General features: G+C 61.2%; 14 protein-coding genes. 4 read left to right on the forward strand and 10 right to left on the reverse strand.

Annotated elements, in window-relative coordinates:
* Positions 1 to 3: 3 nt before the first annotated feature.
* Genes AC3IX4_RS12265 through AC3IX4_RS12275 form a run of 3 tightly spaced genes read left to right on the forward strand, consistent with a single transcriptional unit; the run spans position 4 to position 2740 of the window.
* Positions 4 to 1251 (forward strand): ABC transporter permease subunit, encoded by a 1248-nt coding sequence (locus AC3IX4_RS12265; RefSeq protein WP_489260777.1) that lies wholly within the window; start codon positions 4 to 6, stop codon positions 1249 to 1251.
* Positions 1248 to 2021, forward strand: coding sequence for an ABC transporter ATP-binding protein (locus tag AC3IX4_RS12270; protein ID WP_489260778.1), 774 nt, complete (start codon positions 1248 to 1250; stop codon positions 2019 to 2021). Before AC3IX4_RS12265 ends, AC3IX4_RS12270 begins: the two co-directional genes overlap by 4 nt.
* A 2-nt stretch (positions 2022 to 2023) precedes the next feature.
* A complete protein-coding gene (locus AC3IX4_RS12275) occupies positions 2024 to 2740 on the forward strand; it encodes an ABC transporter ATP-binding protein (protein WP_489260779.1) in 717 nt (238 codons plus the stop codon).
* Between the two features lie 56 nt (positions 2741 to 2796).
* On the opposite strand, the gene AC3IX4_RS12280 is transcribed toward AC3IX4_RS12275, so the two are convergent.
* A complete protein-coding gene (locus AC3IX4_RS12280) occupies positions 2797 to 3114 on the reverse strand; it encodes a DUF2388 domain-containing protein (RefSeq protein WP_489260780.1) in 318 nt (105 codons plus the stop codon).
* Positions 3115 to 3295: 181 nt separating this feature from the next.
* Here AC3IX4_RS12280 and AC3IX4_RS12285 point away from each other — a divergent pair, with 181 nt between their 5' ends.
* The gene (locus tag AC3IX4_RS12285; protein ID WP_489261278.1) at positions 3296 to 4315 is read left to right on the forward strand and encodes an FUSC family protein; all 1020 of its coding nucleotides are present in this window, start codon (positions 3296 to 3298) and stop codon (positions 4313 to 4315) included.
* A gap of 112 nt (positions 4316 to 4427) precedes the next feature.
* Here AC3IX4_RS12285 and cobF read toward each other — a convergent pair whose 3' ends face one another.
* From cobF to AC3IX4_RS12330, 9 genes are all read right to left on the reverse strand, one after another.
* Complete coding sequence (gene cobF / locus AC3IX4_RS12290; protein WP_489260781.1) at positions 4428 to 5180, reverse strand: precorrin-6A synthase (deacetylating); 753 nt, start codon at positions 5178 to 5180, stop codon at positions 4428 to 4430.
* 31 nt (positions 5181 to 5211) lie between these two features.
* On the reverse strand, positions 5212 to 5790 hold the full coding sequence (locus AC3IX4_RS12295) for a GNAT family N-acetyltransferase (protein ID WP_489260782.1): 579 nt from the start codon (positions 5788 to 5790) through the stop codon (positions 5212 to 5214).
* A gap of 278 nt (positions 5791 to 6068) precedes the next feature.
* Positions 6069 to 8225, reverse strand: a complete 2157-nt coding sequence (gene glgX / locus AC3IX4_RS12300; protein ID WP_489260783.1) for a glycogen debranching protein GlgX — start codon at positions 8223 to 8225, stop codon at positions 6069 to 6071.
* A 29-nt stretch (positions 8226 to 8254) separates the two neighbouring features.
* Positions 8255 to 8584, reverse strand: a complete 330-nt coding sequence (locus AC3IX4_RS12305; protein ID WP_489260784.1) for a DUF2934 domain-containing protein — start codon at positions 8582 to 8584, stop codon at positions 8255 to 8257.
* A 22-nt stretch (positions 8585 to 8606) separates the two neighbouring features.
* Positions 8607 to 11390, reverse strand: a complete 2784-nt coding sequence (locus tag AC3IX4_RS12310; protein ID WP_489260785.1) for a malto-oligosyltrehalose synthase — start codon at positions 11388 to 11390, stop codon at positions 8607 to 8609.
* Complete coding sequence (malQ, locus tag AC3IX4_RS12315) at positions 11387 to 13468, reverse strand: 4-alpha-glucanotransferase (protein WP_489260786.1); 2082 nt, start codon at positions 13466 to 13468, stop codon at positions 11387 to 11389. Before malQ ends, AC3IX4_RS12310 begins: the two co-directional genes overlap by 4 nt.
* On the reverse strand, positions 13461 to 15236 hold the full coding sequence (gene treZ / locus AC3IX4_RS12320; RefSeq protein ID WP_489260787.1) for a malto-oligosyltrehalose trehalohydrolase: 1776 nt from the start codon (positions 15234 to 15236) through the stop codon (positions 13461 to 13463). The genes malQ and treZ overlap by 8 nt, the downstream gene beginning before the upstream one ends.
* Positions 15237 to 15250: 14 nt before the next feature.
* Positions 15251 to 16819 (reverse strand): glycogen synthase GlgA, encoded by a 1569-nt coding sequence (gene glgA / locus AC3IX4_RS12325; protein WP_489260788.1) that lies wholly within the window; start codon positions 16817 to 16819, stop codon positions 15251 to 15253.
* A 433-nt stretch (positions 16820 to 17252) separates the two neighbouring features.
* Positions 17253 to 18065, reverse strand: coding sequence for an SDR family oxidoreductase (locus tag AC3IX4_RS12330; RefSeq protein ID WP_489260789.1), 813 nt, complete (start codon positions 18063 to 18065; stop codon positions 17253 to 17255).
* Between the last annotated feature and the right edge of the window lie 20 nt (positions 18066 to 18085).

Consider the following 18085-nt stretch of genomic DNA (forward strand, 5'->3'; position numbering starts at 1 on the left):
AGCATGAAGAACGCATACGCACAATACGCTTTGCTGATCCTGGCATTCATTGCCTTGCCATTTATCGTCGATGCCATTCCATTTCTGGGGGCGACCTGGGTGCGCATCCTGGGCTTTGCCATGCTCTATGTCCTGTTGGCGCTGGGGCTTAATATCGTGATCGGCTATGCCGGTCTATTGGACATGGGCTATATCGGCTTTTATGCCATTGGCGCTTATCTGTATGCCTTGCTGGCCTCACCGCACTTGAACATGGTGGGGCTGGCCGAAGGCGTCCTGAACTGGCCCCTCTGGGTCATCATCCCGCTGGCTGCGGTGGCCGCGGCCCTCTGCGGGGTGTTGATCGGTGCCCCGGTGCTCAAGCTGCGTGGTGACTACCTGGCCATCGTGACCCTGGGCTTTGGCGAAATAATTCGTATCTTCATGAACAACCTGGACCAGCCAGTGAACCTCACCAACGGTCCCCAAGGCATCAGCGCAATTGCTCCGCTACATATCGATGGCGCAGCCTGGTCTTATGCTGCAGGTGAAGCACCGCAGACCTTGATGTCACTGCAGACCAAGTGGAGCCTGTTTGGCCTGCAAGTGTCGCCGGTGATCAGCTATTACCTGTTCTTCCTGGCGGTGGTGATCCTGGCGATCATCCTGTCCAAGCGTCTGGAAGTCTCACGTATCGGCCGAGCCTGGATGGCGCTGCGAGAAGATGAAGTGGCGGCAGAGGCCATGGGCCTGAACAAGCGCAATTTGAAATTGCTGGCCTTTGCCATGGGCGCAACCTTCGGGGGTGTCTCCGGTGTGCTGTTTTCCAGCTACCAGGGCTTTGTCAGTCCCGAATCGTTCACCCTGATGGAGTCGATCATGGTCCTGGCCATGGTGGTTCTGGGCGGCATGGGTTCGATTCGTGGGGTGGTGCTGGGGGCTTTGATCCTGTCGATCATGCCCGAAGTGTTTCGTGACCTGGTCAACTGGGTTCAGCCGTTCGTCTTGGACAACGTGACCTTTATCAGCCGCGATGTGCTGCGCAACATCCTCGATGCCTCGACCCTGCGCATGCTGGTATTTGGCTTGGCGCTGATCCTGGTCATGCGCTTTCGCCCTGAAGGCCTGTGGCCGTCAAACCGCAGGCGTGCCGAGCTGCATGAAAATGATCCCGAGCCTGGGACCGATGAGGCAGCCATCGAGCCGGCCAACACTCAACTGGCGCTGAGCGCACTGGCGTACACGGCCAACAAAGAGGCAAACAAGGTATGAGCGAAGTCCTGCTGGAGTTGCGTAAGGTCAGTAAGTTCTTCGGGGGTTTGCAGGCCTTGCACGGCATTGACCTGAGTATCAAGCGCGGTGAAATTCGCGGCTTGCTCGGCCCCAATGGCGCTGGAAAAACCACTTTGTTTAATGTGCTCACCGGGCTCTATCAAGCCGAAGAGGGCAAGGTCGAGTTCGACGGTAAGCCGCTACGCATCAGTAAGCCGCATAAGGTCGTAGAGGCGGGGATCTCTCGCACCTTCCAGAATATTCGCCTGTTCAACAATATGACCGTGCTGGAAAACGTCATGATCGGTCGGCACGTCCGTACCCGTAGCGGCGTGTTCGGCGCCATCCTGCGCACGCGTCGCTGCGTGCAGGAAGAGCGGGACATCCATGAGTCGGCGCGCCACTGGCTTGATTATGTCGGTATCGGCCGTTTTGCCAACGAACTGGCAAAAAACCTCTCCTATGGAGATCAACGCCGCCTGGAAATCGCCCGCGCCCTGGCGACCGAACCGCTACTGGTGGCCCTCGATGAGCCGGCGGCCGGCATGAACGCTTCGGAAACCGACGGGCTGCGCAAACTGATGTGCAAGATGCAGGCGGACGGCAAGACGGTTCTATTGATCGAGCATGACGTAAAACTGGTCATGGGCCTGTGCAATCACGTCACGGTGCTGGAGTTTGGCAGGAAAATCGCTGACGGCCTGCCCGCTGACGTGCAGAAAGACCCTCGCGTGATCGAGGCATATTTGGGTACGGAAACGGTGGGCTGAGCATGAAAAATATCCTCGAAGTAAGCGACCTCAAGGTTTCCTACGGTGCGATCCAGGCGATCAAGGGCGTGAATTTTCATGTCGCTGAAGGTGAGATGGTCGCCTTGATCGGCGCCAACGGTGCGGGCAAGACCACCACACTGAAGACCTTGGGCGGTCTTCTGAACCCGACAGGTGGGCAGATTACCTTCGATGGCAAGGCCCATGCCGCGATCAAGGCTCACAATCTGATCCGCGAAGGCTTGGCGCTGGTGCCGGAAGGCCGGGGCATTTTCCCCAAGTTGACGGTGTTCGAGAACCTGGAAATGGGCGCTTTTTCACGTACCGATGGCAAAGTTGCCATTGAAGCGGATATCGAGCGCATGTTCGGAATATTCCCGCGCCTGAAGGAGCGGGCCTTTCAGTTGGCCGGCACGATGTCCGGTGGCGAACAGCAGATGCTGGCGATCTCCCGAGCCCTGATGGGCAAGCCCAAGCTGTTGTTGCTCGACGAGCCGTCCATGGGCTTGGCCCCCATCATTGTGCAAAAGATTTTTGAGACCATTCGCGATGTGGTGAAGGGCGGGGTGACACTGCTACTGGTTGAGCAGAATGCCAAGTTGGCTTTGCAGACGTGCGACCGGGCGTATGTGATTGACGGGGGGCGCATAGCCCTGCAAGGGCGCGCCGAAGACCTGCTGCATGACGAGCAGGTGCAAAAAGCGTATCTGGGGGAATAGCAACTGATCCGTGGGGCGCGCCACCCGGGCGAAGCCCCACCCTTGATCTCAAGGTATTAGCGTCCTGTGCCCAGCTCATCCTGAACGAGGATAGCGTGCGCCAGTTCTTCATCGCTGGCCGTAAGGCCTGGATGATCGCGGCGAATCTGCTCCAGTGCAGACTCAAGATACGCACCGCGGATGGCACCGCCACTGGCGATGAAGCTTGAAGCATCATCACGGGCCGGGATGACCATTTTGTCGTCTTTGAAGGTTGAATACAGGGACGCTGAAACACCGGCAGAGGTTGCGACATCGCCCGCATCCACACGGGCCATGGCCGAACCGAACGGCATGCAAAGCAACAGCGAAGAAACGAGCAATACTTTTCGCATGACGGAGCCCTCAGAGCATGAAGCCTATTAAGGAATATCCACATAGCATCGGATGCTCTGAACGGGTATGAGTTCCCTAAACGCTGACAGCGGGCATCTCGCGGTAAAAGGTGGAGTTTGGCCCAACGCTTGCCTAGGCTCAGGATAGATTTTCCCTTATCTCTAGACTGAACCGATGACTTTGAAAATCCCTCTGCTTGTTCGCCGACTGCTCAGGCCGTTACTGGACCCTTACCGCCGCTATCGCCACGCCCGTTACATTCATGGGGTGCGGGTAGCCTTCGGCCTGTTGGCCTCTATTGTCCTGACCGCAGGGTTGAAGTTGCCGCACAGCGAATGGGCGAGTGTCACCATGCTCATCGTCATGGGCGGCCTGCAGCACCATGGCAATATCGGCAAAAAATGCATCGAACGGACTTATGGCACCCTGATCGGTGCCGGGCTGGGGCTGATGGTGGTCGCTCAGCAAAGTTACTTTGGCCAGACTTATGTGACCTACCTGTTAATGTCTGCCATTTGCGGCTTTTTTGCCTACCACGCGATTGGCCGGGGAGGGTACACGGCGCTGCTGTCGGCCATTACCCTGTTTATCGTGGCGGGTCACGGCAACAACCCGCTGGTGGATGGCCTGTGGCGCACCGTCGATATCTTTATTGGTATTGGCCTGGCACTGGCGTTCTCGTTTGCCCTGCCGTTGTATGCGGTGTATTCGTGGCGCTACAACCTCGCCAAGGGCCTGCGCGATTGCGCGGCGCTACACAAACGCATCCTCAATGGGCATTCGATTACGGCGGATGAGCACGTCAAGCTCAGCACCGGGCTGACGGCGGTGCTGGTGCAATTGCGTTCGCTGATGCCCTCGGTTTCCAAGGAAGTGCGCATCTCTACCAGCCAGCTCAATGCAATCCAGGACCACTTGCGGCTGTGCATCAGCAGCCTGGAAATCCTCTCCAGCACTCGCCCTGACCCGCGAGATGCCGAGGCGATGGCCGCCTGGAAAGACAGCCTCGGGCCGCAGCATCAGCAGATCCCTCGCTTGTTGATCGGTGCTGCCCGCGCCTTGAAGGCCGGCTCCGTGGACCGACTGGATAAACAGCCACCGATTGCCGCCGGCCAGCACCTACTGACGACGACCTTGCTGGAAAACGTGGGCGCGATTCAGCGAGACCTGTTCAAGACGGCGCGCAAGTGGAAGATTTGAGCCTGGTCCTGTAGCCGCTGCCGTTAGGCTGCGATGCGGCCCGAAAGGGGCGCCAGTGCGGTCACGCGAACCTGCGCCCGCTTCGCGGTCGATCGCAGCCTAACGGCAGCGGCTACAGGCGCTTGAGCAAATAGGTATCCATGATCCAGCCATGGGTTTGGCGTGCTTGATCATGGGCCTGTTCGATGTGCTCCGCGACATCCGAGAGTTTGCCTGATATCAGGATTTCATCCTCTGTGCCCAGGTACGCGCCCCAGTAAATCTGTAGATCCTCATCCAGCACCGACTGATAGGCATGCTGGGCATCGAGCATCACCACCACATTGTCCACCCCGTCAGGCAGGCCCTGTGCCAGTCGCCGCCCCGTGGTGATTTGGACCGCGCCGCCAATGCTGTTGAGCGGTACCCGATGCTGGGCCGTCAGGGCCTGGATGCTGGTGATGCCAGGGATCACCTGGTAGTCGAAGGTTTGCTGGCCGCTGGCAAGGATGGCGTCGAGGATTCTGAGGGTGCTGTCATAGAGCGATGGGTCTCCCCAGACCAGAAAGGCACCGCACTGGCCGTCTTGCAGTTCGTGCTCGATCATGTGTTCGAATATCTGCTGTTTGCCCAGGTTCAGGTCATCCACCGCCTGGGCGTAGTCGACCTCTTTGCGGCGCTGCGGGCTGGTGGCTTGGGCGAATCGGTACGTGCGCTCCTTGATATAACGCTCGCAGATCTCCTTGCGCAGATGGATCAGCTGTTGCTTGCTGTCCCCCTTATCCATGATGAAAAACACATCGACGCGGTTCAGGGCGTTGACCGCCTGGATCGTCAGGTATTCAGGGTTGCCGGCACCGATGCCGATGATCAGGATCTGTTTCATGCAGGCTCCGGTGCCTGGGTAGGTTGTGCTGTCAGCGCCCACGCCGTGGGCGCGACACCACCGATTCGATGTTCTTGCGGCCAATCAGTTTCGGCTGCTCCATGGGCGTTGCGGGCTGTTCCTGGACCAGCCACTTGTACATCACCAGGCAATCGACCAGCCCCAGGCGGCCGTGACGGTAAGCGCGCGGCAAACGCCCGACGGTTTCAAAGCCGAGCTTGTGCCACAGGGCCACGGCCGCCTCATTGCTGGAGACCACCGAGTTGAACTGCATGGCCAGAAAACCGCTGTCCCTGGCCAATGCTTGAGAGTGCTCGCACATCATCCGCGCCACCCCGCGCCCGCGCGCTGTGGGGCTGACCATATAGCCGCAATTGCCCACATGGCTGCCGGGGCCGGCAGCGTTGGCCTTGAGGTAATAGCTGCCGAGCAGCTCGCCGTCCTCTTCCGCCACCAGGGTGTGCATCGGGGTGTGCAGCCAAAGCTGGCAGGCTTGCTCCTGAGTCAGGGCAGGGTCGTAGGCGTAGGTGTCTTTGCTGGCGACGATGGCCTGGAAAATCGGCCAGAAACGGGCGAAGTCGTCGACGGACATGGGGCGGATGTGAATCATGCTGTTCCTTGGATAGCAGGGCGGCTATCAGTCTACAGCCCTCCAACCTGGCCGTCACACTCAGCCGGCGCCCCCCGTTGGCGTTAAATCCCTCTTCTTGCCGTTGTGATGGGCCGGTCGAAAAGACCGCTCACAGTTAGGAGTTGAGGGAAAAGCCTAAGGTTCATCTTGATTTGCCCCGTAAGGTAGGAGCCAGCCTTGGCTGCGATGGCGTCACCGCGGTGTGAGGAGGACCGCGTTGTTTTCATCGCGGGTAAACCCGGCTCCTACAGGGAAAATCAGGCCTCTTCTTCGCGCTGTAGCTCGAACATCAGCATCGAGCGGCCGGTGACCTCGTAGAGACTGCCGAAATCCCATATTTCCTGGCCACGCAGTTGTGGGCGGTGGGTGTCGATCAGGCAGTTCCAATACTCGCCTTCGGGCACTTGCGGCAGCTCGAAGTTGACCACCTCGTGGTGGGCGTTAACGATCAGCAGCAAGGTCGCGTCAGAGCCGGGTTTGCGAATACCGGTGACCTGGGCGCGGCCATCAAGCAGCATGCCCAGGCAGCGGCCATGGGGGTCGTGCCATTGCTCGACGCTCATTTCGGTGGCGTCGGGTGCCAGCCAAGTGACGTCCTTGACGCCAATCTCTTCGTTGTAGGTGCCGACCAGGAAGCGACCGCGGCGCAGTACCGGGTAGCTCATGCGCAGCTTGATCAATCGCTTGACGAACTTGAGCAGTCCCTTGCCCTCGTCGTCCAGGTTCCAATTGACCCAGCCGATCTCGCTGTCCTGGCAGTAGGCGTTGTTGTTGCCGTGCTGGGTGCGGCTGAACTCGTCGCCGGCGACGATCATCGGCGTGCCTTGGGCCAGCAGCAGGGTGGCAAAGAAGTTGCGCATCTGGCGCATGCGCAGGGCATTGATTTCAGGGTCGTCGGTCGGGCCTTCGGTGCCGTGGTTCCACGACAAGTTGTGGTGAGTGCCGTCCTGGTTGTTCTCGTCGTTTTCCTCGTTGTGCTTGTCGTTGTACGACACCAGGTCACGCAAGGTGAAGCCATCGTGGGCGGTGACGAAGTTGACTGAGGCAAAGGGCCGTCGACCGCGCTGGTTGAACAGCTCGGCCGAGGCGGTCAGGCGCCCGGCAAAGTCGGCCAGTTGGCCGTCGTCGCCTTTCCAGAAGGCCCGAACGGTGTCGCGAAAGCGATCGTTCCACTCCATCCAGCCAGGGGCAAAGCCGCCCACCTGGTAGCCGCCGGGGCCGCAGTCCCAGGGTTCGGCAATCAGTTTGACCTGACGCAGCACAGGGTCCTGGCGACAGGCGACGAGGAAGCTGTGACGTTCATCGAAGCCTTCGTGGTAGCGGCCCAGGATGGTCGCCAGATCGAAGCGAAAGCCATCCACATGCATCTCGTCGGCCCAGTAGCGCAACGAGTCGGTGACCATCTGCAAAACACAAGGATGGCTCAGGTCCAGGGTATTGCCGGTGCCGGAATCGTTGATATAGAAGCGTTTGTTGTCGGGCCTCAAGCGGTAGTACGAACTGTTGTCGATACCGCGCATGGACAGGGTCGGGCCTTGCTCGTTGCCTTCGGCGGTGTGGTTGTAGACCACATCCAGGATGACCTCCAAGCCGGCATCGTGCAGGTGCGCGACCATTTCCTTGAATTCGGCGATCTTGCCGTGGGCCAGGTAACGCGGGTGCGGGGCGAAAAAGGCAATGCTGTTGTAACCCCAATAATTGTTCAGGCCCTTTTGCAGCAAATGCTGGTCGTTGACGAAGGCATGAATGGGCAGCAGCTCGACCGAAGTCACGCCCAGTTTGCGAATATGATCGACCACCTCCTCGACCATCAGCCCGGCGAAGGTGCCACGGACTTTTTCGGGGACCGAGGGGTGCATCATGCTGATGCCGCGCACATGGGTCTCGTAAAGGATGGTGCGGTCCCAGGGGATGTTGACGCGGTGGTCGCGCCCCCAGGTGAACGCCGGGTCGACCACCTTGCTCTTGGGCACGAACGGTGCGCTGTCGCGCTCGTCGAAGCTGAGGTCGGCGTCCGGGTGGCCGATGGTGTAGCCAAACAGCGCTTCGGACCAGCGCAGTCCACCCACCAGCTGCTTGGCATAGGGGTCGATCAGCAATTTGTTGGGGTTGAATCGATGCCCGTTTTCCGGATCATAGGGCCCATGGACACGGTAGCCATAGACCAGCCCTGGATGGGCATCGGGCAGGTAGCCGTGATAAATCTCATCGGTGTATTCGGGCAGCTCGATACGCTCAAGTTCCACCTCGCCGGCTGAGTCGAACAGGCACAGCTCGACCTTGGTGGCATTGGCTGAGAACAACGCAAAGTTGACACCCAGGCCGTCCCAGGTGGCCCCTAGCGGAAAGGGCAGGCCTTCACGAATACGCGAAGGTTCAGGCGGTGTTTCGGGCGTCTGTTTGCGAGTGCTCATGGTGGTCCTTGCTGGGCGGCGTTATCTGCTCAATTGGCCGGTGTCTGCTTGGGTGCTCGAGGCTTTTTGGCCGCTGCGGGCTGCTTGGCGGCGGCAGTGGCCGGGCTTTTGGCGACAGGCTTGGCAGCTTTGGCCTTGCTGTCAGCAGGCTTGGCGGCGGCCTTGGCGGCAGGTTTGGCACCGGCCCCGTCGGCTTTGGCCGCGGCTGGTTTGCGGCCGCTGGCCTTGGGCGCCAGCGCTTCGGCCTGGGCCAGTTTGCGGGCCATTTCCCAGTGGCGCTCTTCCTGGCCTTCAGGCTTACCTTCCGATTCCCAGATTTGGTAGGCGAATTCGCGGATTCGTTTTTCGTCGGCACTCATGTCTACGCTCCTGACTACAGTTTCAGTGTGTGATGAACAGGTTGACGGGGAACTCTTTTAGCGCGGCGTCTAGGCGCAACGCTCTATCTGGTGTGACTACAGGCTCACCAAAAAGTCCCTTCCATCTGAATGTGGATGCCGCAGGCGGCAAAATGATGCGGGTATCGTCCCAGCGCTGTGGCGGGATCAGCGCAATGGAGTGGTTGCCGAGCAGGGCACAGGCCAGGCGCGGAACCACCACAATGGCCTTGTGATCATCGTTTTCGCGCAAGAAGGCCACCACCTGATCGGCCTGTTTGCCCTGCACCTCGAGCGGCTGGTAGTTGCCTCGGGCAAACAGTTCCTGATACTGGGCGCGCCAATCCAAGGTGCGGGCGATCAAGGTTAGCTTGAGATGACCGTCCTGCCAGTGTTGCAGCTGCTCCATCAAGGGACGCTCAGCGTCTAGCGCCGCGCGCCGCACCGCGTAGTCCACCGGTTGACGGTTGTCTGGGTCGACCAGGCTGAAATCCCAGAACTCGCAGCCTTGATACAGGTCTGGCACGCCCGGCACGGTCATGCGCAACAAGCATTGAGCGAGGCTGTTGATGGCCCCGGCGCAGGCGATTGAATGGGCGGCATCGGCAATCGAGGCCCGCAGATGTTGAGCGGGCGCATCGAGCATCAGGCTGTCGAGAAACAGCGCGCAGGCCGTTTCGTAGTCTTCATTGGGCGCGCTCCAACTGCTGGCAAGCTTCGCCTCGCGCAATGCCTTCTGCTGCCATTGATGCAGGCGCTGGGCATAGGCCTGGCAGCCGGCGTGATCATGGCTGTCCAGACCCAACGGCCAACTGCCAAGCAAGGTCTGATACAGCATGATTTCATCGCCGGCCGAGGGGGCGAACGGGTCATTGACGCTGTCGCGAAGCGGTGTAGCCAACTCCATCCAGTGTTCCAACCTTGCGCTGAACCAAGTACTGCGCTCGCTCAGCACGGCAAGCCTTGCGCGGGTATCTTCGCCACGCTTGTGGTCGTGGGTGGCGGTGGCCAACAGGTTGTCGGGAAAGGTGGCCAAACGTTGTTCGCAGGCGGCATGGAACGCCTCGGCCGGCGCGCTGAAATGCTCGGCGTCAAAGCCGACATCGTTGCGCGAGAGCAGTACCGCTGAGCGATAGAAGGCGGTGTCTTCGACGGCCTTGGCCGCCGTTGGAGAGGTCAGTTGCTGAAAGCGCACGCAGGCATTGCGCAGCATCTTGCGGGCACGACCGGGAGGTTGGCGGCGCCAGCCTTCGCCGCCCAGCCAATGCTGCAAGGAGGCGAGCACGGGCCAGTCACTTTCGCTGAGGCTTGCGCGAGCGCCCTCGACGGCCTGCTGGAAAAAACCTTCGTCTTCGCTCGGCCGCCCGCAGGCATTGAGGTAGGTGCGGTAAACCGGGTAGTGCACCACCAGCGCCTGTAAGGCCCGGCGAATGGCGCCCAGGGTCAGGTCGCGGGTCATCAGGTTGCCACGGGCCACATTGAGCAGCGCCTGGGCGACCGACTCGAAGTCGCCGGCCAATGTGCCATTCAAGACCCACAATCGAGCTTGGCGAACTTCCTCGTTGAAGTCGGCCGGGCGTCCACTCAAGTTGCTCCAGGATTCGCGCAGCACGTCTTCGCCGGCCGGGTCGTGTTGCAGCAGAGACACCTGGTTCATGAAGTCATAGCCCGTGGTGCCGTCCACCTGCCAATCGCGGTGCAAGGTTTCACCGCTGCCCAGGATTTTTTCCACATAGATGGGAAAGTGCTCGACCGCCGCCGCCATCGGTCGTTGCGCCAACAGCGCATTGACGCGCCGGCGCAGCTTGCGGCAATAGCCGCGCGGGTCAGCCAGGCCGTCGATATGGTCGATGCGCAAGCCGTCGATCAGGCCTTTGCCGATCAACTCGAAAATCTTGCCATGGGTGGCTTCGAAGACGGTCGGCCGTTCTACCCGCAGGCCGCCCAGTTCATTGATGTCGAAAAAGCGCCGCCAATTGATGTCGTCGGCGGCGGTGCGCCAGCTGGCGAGGCGGTAGTGCTGTTTTTCCAGCAATTGATGCAAGCGCTCAAAGCCGTCCTCGGTGCGCGAATCAAAACGCTCCAGCAGTGACTCCAGTGCTAGGGCGATGGGAGCTTGCACGGCCAGTGTGGCCAGCTCTTCGCGCAGGGCGCGGGCCCGGCTGCGAGCCTGGCGTTTGTCTCGCAAGGCCGCAAACCGTAAGCCCAACTCCTTGAGGCTGGGCTGTTCGCTGTCGCTCAGGATGCGCCCATAGTCCGGTGGGCTGATCGGGAAGCGGTGTTCATAGTGCTCGACATAAAATGATCCGGCCCTGGCGTCAAAGCGCAGGGGCACTTCACCGGCTTGCAGGACGGCGCCGTAATCGCTGGACAGAAAGGGCAATAGCAGTTGCCCCTCAAGCAGCGGGTCGGGAGAGTGCCACTGGATATCGTAGAACTCGGCGTAAGGGCTGGTGCGCCCCCACTCCAGCAAGTCCAGCCACCAGTGGTTATCCGCGCCGCCGACCGCCATGTGATTGGAAACGATGTCCAGCAGCAAGCCCATGCCGTGCTCGCGCAGCCTCGCCACCAGGCGCTCCAGTGCGGCCTCGCCGCCCAGCTGGGGGTTGATCACTGTGGGGTCGACCACGTCGTAGCCATGCAGGGAGCCGGGTCGCGCCTTGAGCAGCGGCGAGGCATACAGGTGGCTGATGCCAAGTCGGGCAAAATAGGGCACCAGGGCCGCGGCGTCGTCCAGGGTAAAGCCTGGGTGAAACTGCAGGCGCAGCGTCGCGCTCAACGCTTTCATCGGTCACGCTCAGCCGCTTGGTCGCGGGCCTGGGCCAGGAGCTCCAGGCGCCTGGCGGCATCGTCATCGTCCAGCAGGTCGCTGCTGGGCAGGGCAAAGCGGCGGCACCAGTTGGGATGACCTTCAGTGGTGCCGGGCAGGTTGGGTTGCTCCTCGACGCCGAGCAGGTCTTCCAGTGGAATCAACACTAACGGCGCACGGGTGTGGCCGAGAAAGCGAACGCTGGCGTCGATGACTTGATCGGTTTCTTCCAGGCTGTCGTTGAAGTTGTGGCTGTCCTGGACCAAGGCATTGCGCAGGCCCTGGCGTTCATGCTGGCGGGTTTCGCGCCAGTGCTGCTCGCCGGGCGCATCGATCAGTTTCAAGTCGCGGTACCAGTCGATGTCGCGCGCGCGCCACCAGCCGTTGAGGGTCGACAGATCGTGGGTGGTGCTGGTCGCCAGGGCGTTGTCCGGCCATTGCAGGATGGGTTTGAAATAGCCGGTGTGGTACTGCTCGAACAGCAGCACACGGATGCCGAGAATCGCCCGCGCCGCCAGCTTTTCGCGCAGGCCGTCCGGCACTGTGCCGAGGTCTTCGCCCAGGACAATGGCCTGGTGACGCACGGATTCGAGCGCCAACAGGCGCAGCAGGTCGTCCAGCGGATAATTGAGGTAGGCACCGTCGCGCGGCAAGTTACCGCGCGGAATGACCCAGAGTCGTTGCAAGCCCATCACATGATCGATGCGCAGGCCTCCGGCATGGGCGAAGTTGGCGCGCAGCATTTCAATAAAGGCACGGTAGCCATGGCGCTGCAAACCTTCCGGGGCAAAGGCTGAGATCCCCCAGCTTTGTCCGGCGCGATTGAGGATGTCGGGTGGCGCGCCCACGGTCAGTTCCGACAGCAGTTCGTCCTGGCGGCTCCAGGCCTGGCTGCCAGCACCGTCAGCACCGACGGCGAGGTCGGCGATCAGGCCGATTTTCATGCCGTTGCCCAGCGCCGCCTGTTGGGCTCTCTCCAGGGAGCGGGCCACCAACCATTGGCAGAAGGCGTAATAGCGCACCTGCGGTTCGTGGTCGCGGGCAAATTCGGCAATCGCCTCGCTGCGGGGGTCTTGCCATGGGGTAGGCCACTGGCGCCAGTCCGTGGCCGTGCCCAAGGCAGTACACATGGCTTGCAGGGCTTCGAAGCGGCAATGGTTTTCCAATGCTTCGCCGCCGGCCTGGCGAAAGCTGTCGAAATCGCTGGCTAGCGGGTTGTCGGCGCGATTGAAGTCTTCGAACAACTGGCGCAGCAGTGCCTGTTTGGCGACTGTTGCAGCAGGCCAGTCGATCAGGGGCAATCGCTCCAGGCGTTGGAATTCGGCACCGAGGTCGCACGCTTCAATGGCCAGGCGCACGGCGCGCTCGCCCAGCACTTCCCCTGGCGCGCAGTACAGGCTGTTGAAAAACAATCGGCTGGACGGGGAGTAGGGGCTGTAGCGATGCGGGTCACTGCTGAACATGGCGTGCATCGGGCTGATCGCCAGGGCATCGACGCCTCGCTCGGCCGCGCTGCGGGCCAACAGCTCCAGTGCCTGGGTGTCACCCAAGCCACCGTCGCCGCTGCGCCTGAGGCTGTAGAGTTGCGCACTCAATCCCCAGGCGCGTGGGGCCTCATTGTCCAAGGCATCGGCCATGCTGTAGCAACGAGCAGGCGCCACCGCGACGGTAAACGCCTGCTGGTTGATGCTCAATTGGTGATAGCCGATGGGCAGGGGCATATCCAGGGCGGCATGGGCATCGAGCTGCACGGCGTGTTGATTGCCATCTTCCAGCACGACCTGGCACTCATCGCCCGCGGCAAACCAGCGGGCCAGTTTTAGCTTCTGCCCAAGGTCCAGCGTCAACAGCGGCGGCAGGTGGACTGACTTGCCGACTTCTTCAAGGGTGCGCAGGCTGGTCTCTATTTCATCGAGGCTGCCAGCCGGGTGGCCGAGCCCGGCCAGCACTTGGCGCAGGACCTCGGGTCGCACCCGCTGTGGATGGCCGTTGGCATCGATCCAGTCCACCGATAGGCCGGCATGGCGGGCCAGGTATTCCAGACGCTCATCACTCATTGGGCAGGTCCTTGTGATCGGGCGGGGTGAGGCTGACCAGGGCCGTAAAGGGGGCCAGCCGGTCAGGGACAAAAGGCTCGGGTGAACTGAACAGCAGATGCTCGCCTGTGTGGGGTAGTGCCAGCGAGATGGAGGCGTCGCTCAGGTTCAGGTCGATGCGCAAGCAGCTGCCATCGCCCAATTGCCAGCGGGCGGTCAAGGCGCCCTCGCCATGCACCTGTGCATCCAACGCTCGGCTACCGGGCAAGCGCGGTACTAGCTCACGATGGCGCAGGTGTAACAGATGTTGGTAGTACGCCACCCATGAGGGCGCATCAAGGCCCGGTTGCGGGCGCGATGCGGTGAAGGTGGATTCGGCGTTGGGGTCGGGAATCCGCGCCCGGCGCTCTGGATCGGCAAACGCCTGGAACTGCGCAAATTCTGCGCGGCGGCCCTCACGGACCTGCTCGGCCAGCTCACCGTGGTGGCTGGTGAAAAACAGAAAAGGCTGTTCGGCGGCGTACTCGTCGCCCATGAACAGCAGGGGGATCATGGGGCTGAGCAACAACAAGGCGGTGGCTGCGCGCAATGCATCCGGTGGGCACAGGTGGCCAAGGCGTTCCCCTAGCGCGCGGTTGCCGACTTGGTCGTGATTTTGCAAAAACAGCACGAAGGCACTGGGTGGCAGGCCGCCACTGGGTTCTCCACGAGGGCGCCCGTGTCGATCGAGGTCGCCCTGATAGGCGAAACCCTCACGCAGGCAGCGCGCAAGCTTCTGGGTGGGTTGTTCGGCAAAGTCCGCGTAATAGGCTTCCTGCTCGCCAGTCAGCAGCACATGCAAGGCGTTATGGGCGTCGTCGTTCCACTGCGCATCGAAGCCCTGTTCCATCAGGTGTGCCTGGTTGTGCTCGTTTTCGACGGTCAGCCAGATGTGCCGGCCGCCGGGAGTCTGGCTGCGCACCTGCTCAGCCAGCGCCTGGAGAAAACTTGAGTCTTCGATGGCATGCACGGCATCCAGGCGCAGGCCGTCGAAGCGGTACTCGAACAGCCACATCAGGGCGTTATCGATAAAAAAGTCCCGCACTTCGCCGCGTGCAAAGTTGATCGCCGCCCCCCAAGGGGTATGCCGGTCCTCGCGGAAAAAGTCTTTGGCGTATTGGCCCAGGTAGTTACCGTCGGGGCCGAAGTGGTTGTAGACCACGTCCAGCACAACGGCCAAGCCATGGCCGTGAGCGCAGTCGATCAAAGCTTTGAGTTGTTCGGGCGTACCGTAGGCCGCCTCGGGCGCGTAGGGCAGGACACCGTCGTAGCCCCAGTTACGATCACCGGGGAATTCAGCCAGCGGCATCAGCTCAAGGGCGGTGACGCCAAGCTCGGCCAGGCGTTGGACGTGCTGCTCGACGGCGGCAAAGCCGCCGAGCAGGCCCACGTGCACTTCATAGATGACCGCCTCATGCCAGGGGCGGCCTTGCCAGTCGGTGTGTTGCCACCTGTAGCCCTCTGGGTCGAAAACGAGGCTGTGGCCCTGCACATCACCGTCTTGCGCCCGAGCCGCCGGATCGGGTACTTGCAACCGGCCATCGATGCAAAAGCGGTAGCCTGTGCCGGCCGCACAGCGGGTCTGGATCACAAACCAGCCATCGGCCTGGGGCAGCATCGGTATCGATTGGTCATCGCCCAGCAACAAGCTGACCTGCAGCGCATCCGGTGCCCAAAGGGCAAACCGGGTGTGCTGCTGATCCTGCATGATGGCCCCGTGGGGCCATTTCTCCATTGACCTTGAGGGCATCCCGTCCAGCCTCATCAATACGTTTTTGCGGTTGCGCGCTCCACCAACTCCTCATACAGACGGGCATAGGGTTCGACCGCCTGGCACCAGTTGAACGGCTGGGTCATGGACAAGCAGCGCATGGCATTGAGCAGGTACGGCTTGCTATAGACATAAAAAGCGCGCTCCAGCGCCTGTTCGTAACTCTGCACGGTGGATTCGTCGAACAGAAAGCCGGTCATGCCGTCTTCAATGGTGTCGGCCAGCCCGCCCGTGTTGCGCGCGACCGGAAGCGAGCCGTAACGCTGGGCGTACATCTGGCTCAAGCCGCAAGGCTCATAGCGCGAAGGCATCAGCAAAAAGTCACTGCCAGCGAACATGCGCCGGGCATCGGTTTCATTGAAGCCGATACGCACACCGATCTGGCCAGGGAAGCGCAGCGCCAGCTCGCGCATGGCGTTTTCTTCTTCAGGTTCGCCACGGCCGATGATTGCGATCTGGCCGCCGTTGGCAACGATAAACTCGGCCACGCCCTGGGTCAGGTCCAGGCCCTTCTGATAGACCAGGCGCGAGACAACGGCAAACAGCGGGCCGGTCGAGGGTTCAAGCTTGAACAATTGGCGTACGTGCTCGGCGTTGACCGCCTTGCCGTCCCAGTCGTTGAGGCTGAAGGGGCAGATCAGATGCGGGTCGGTGGCCGAATCCCAGCTGTCGTCGATACCGTTGGGAATGCCGCTGAGCAATCCCTGCTGGGCCTTGCTGCCGAGGAAGCCTTGTAGGCCGCAGCCGAACTCCGGGGTGGTGATTTCCTTGGCATAGGTGGCGCTGACCGTGGTGATGTGGCTGGAGTAGGCCATGCCCGCCTTGAGGAAGGACAGCTTTCCGTAAAATTCCATGCCTTCCTGTTGCAGCGCATGGTCAGGGATGGCCAGCTCTGGGCAGCAGGCACGGCTGACCACACCCTGATAGGCCAGGTTATGGATGGTGAACAGCGTGGGTGTTTTCAGACCGCGCCAGTGCATATAGGCCGGCACCAGCCCCGCAGGCCAATCGTGGGCATGCACAAGGTCTGGCTTCCAGTGGACCATGCCTTCGCCGGCGGCAATGTCGGCCGCCGCCAGGCCCAGGCGGGCAAAGCGGATGTGGTTGTCCGGCCAGTCGCGTCCATTATTGGCGCCATAGGGCGTGCCTTCGCGCTCGAACAGCTCCGGGCAAATCAACACGTAGATGACCAACCCATCCGTAAGGTCCATGCGCCCGATCTTGCACGGAGGCAGGGCGGCGTGACCGCCCAGCTCGCCGACGATATGGATCGGGTTGTCGCTGTGCATGACTTGCGGGTAGCCGGGGATGAGTACGCGCACGTCATGCAGGTGATGCAGGGCCCGTGGCAGAGCGGCAGACACGTCGCCCAGGCCACCGGTCTTGACCAGATCGGATATTTCGGAGGTTACAAAAAGAACTTTCTTGCGATTGGGGTTCGGGTGCGACTCTGGCGACATTCCCTTGCCGTTTCGGGTCAGGTCGGGCAGCGCCGACTCGGTGACCGGGTGGTTCAAATGCTCTCCATGAGCTCCATGAGTTTCTACAGCGGCACTGATCATTGTTCTCTCCCCGTGCATTTAATGCGAAAGACAAAGTACCTGTTGTTATTCTCCATGCACCCCGCGTGCCATGCGCACAAGCGCTGCTCGGTGCAGCCAAAGGGGGCTGACGAGCGCTGACGGTTGGGGTGGGACGACCGCGCCCGGGTATCCCTTCGCGATGGCCTTCCTAATTGCTGACCTACCGAGTATTCAGAAGTTTCGACTTTTTCCTGTCGAATTGTCCGAATGGCAGACCGGGCGAGGACAGAGTGTAGGAGAGAATTGAGACGATGGGGAGGCTTGTGACAATTTCTTCGACTGATGGGTCATAAAACGGTTTAGGTTGGGCCCAGGTAGGAGCCGAGCTTGCTCGCGATGAACGCACCGCGGTATGCCTGATACACCGCGGTGCGTTCATCGCGAGCAAGCTCGGCTCCTACAATTACAGTCATTACAGTCCGAACCTGCGCTTGAGCAGCCAGTCCAGCAACGACTTGGGCAGTATCCAGGCCATTAAAGGCAACGCCCGGCTACCGTTGCCGATACGTAACATTCTGCATGGTTTTGGTGCGGTGGCGGCCTTTAACAGTGCCTTGGCAAAGGTTGCCGCTGGGGTTGGATAATCCTGTGAGGCGCGTGCTCGCGCACGGATGCTGTCGCGCATTGGCCACCAGGCAGACTGTGGGTCAATCAACTGCTCGGCCTCACGCGCCGCGTTGCTGGCAAAGCTTGAATCAATGGCGCCGGGTTGCACCTCCATCACTCGCACGCCAAAGGGCGCCAACTCCAGGCGCAAGGCATCGCTCAAGGCATGCACGGCCGCCTTTGAGGCGCAGTAGGCACCTGCAAAGGGTGTGACGAGTACGCCAGAGACGCTGCCCATGTTGACCACCAGCCCACGGCTGCGGCGCAGCACCGGGAACAGGGCGCGGGTGACGCCGACTACCGCAAATACATTGGTCTCGAATTGCCGGCGCATGGCTTCCACGCCACCATCAAGCAACGGCCCCATGGCGCCGTAACCGGCATTGTTGATCAATACATCCAGCCCACCGCTTGAGTTGTTCAAGGCCTCGGCCAAGGTTTCAAGCGCTTGGGTATCGTTGACATCCAACGGATGGGCGACAAAGCCTGCCGCTTGCAGCGTGGCCACATCCTCGGGTTTGCGCGCCGTGGCCCAGACTTCGAAACCGGCCCCTTTGAAGGCATCCGCCAAGGCGCGGCCAATGCCGCTGGAGCAACCGGTGATGAGGGCGACAGGCATGGCGCGTTCCTTGTGCGGGG

The sequence above is a fragment of the Pseudomonas sp. KH_021 genome (assembly GCF_057838865.1).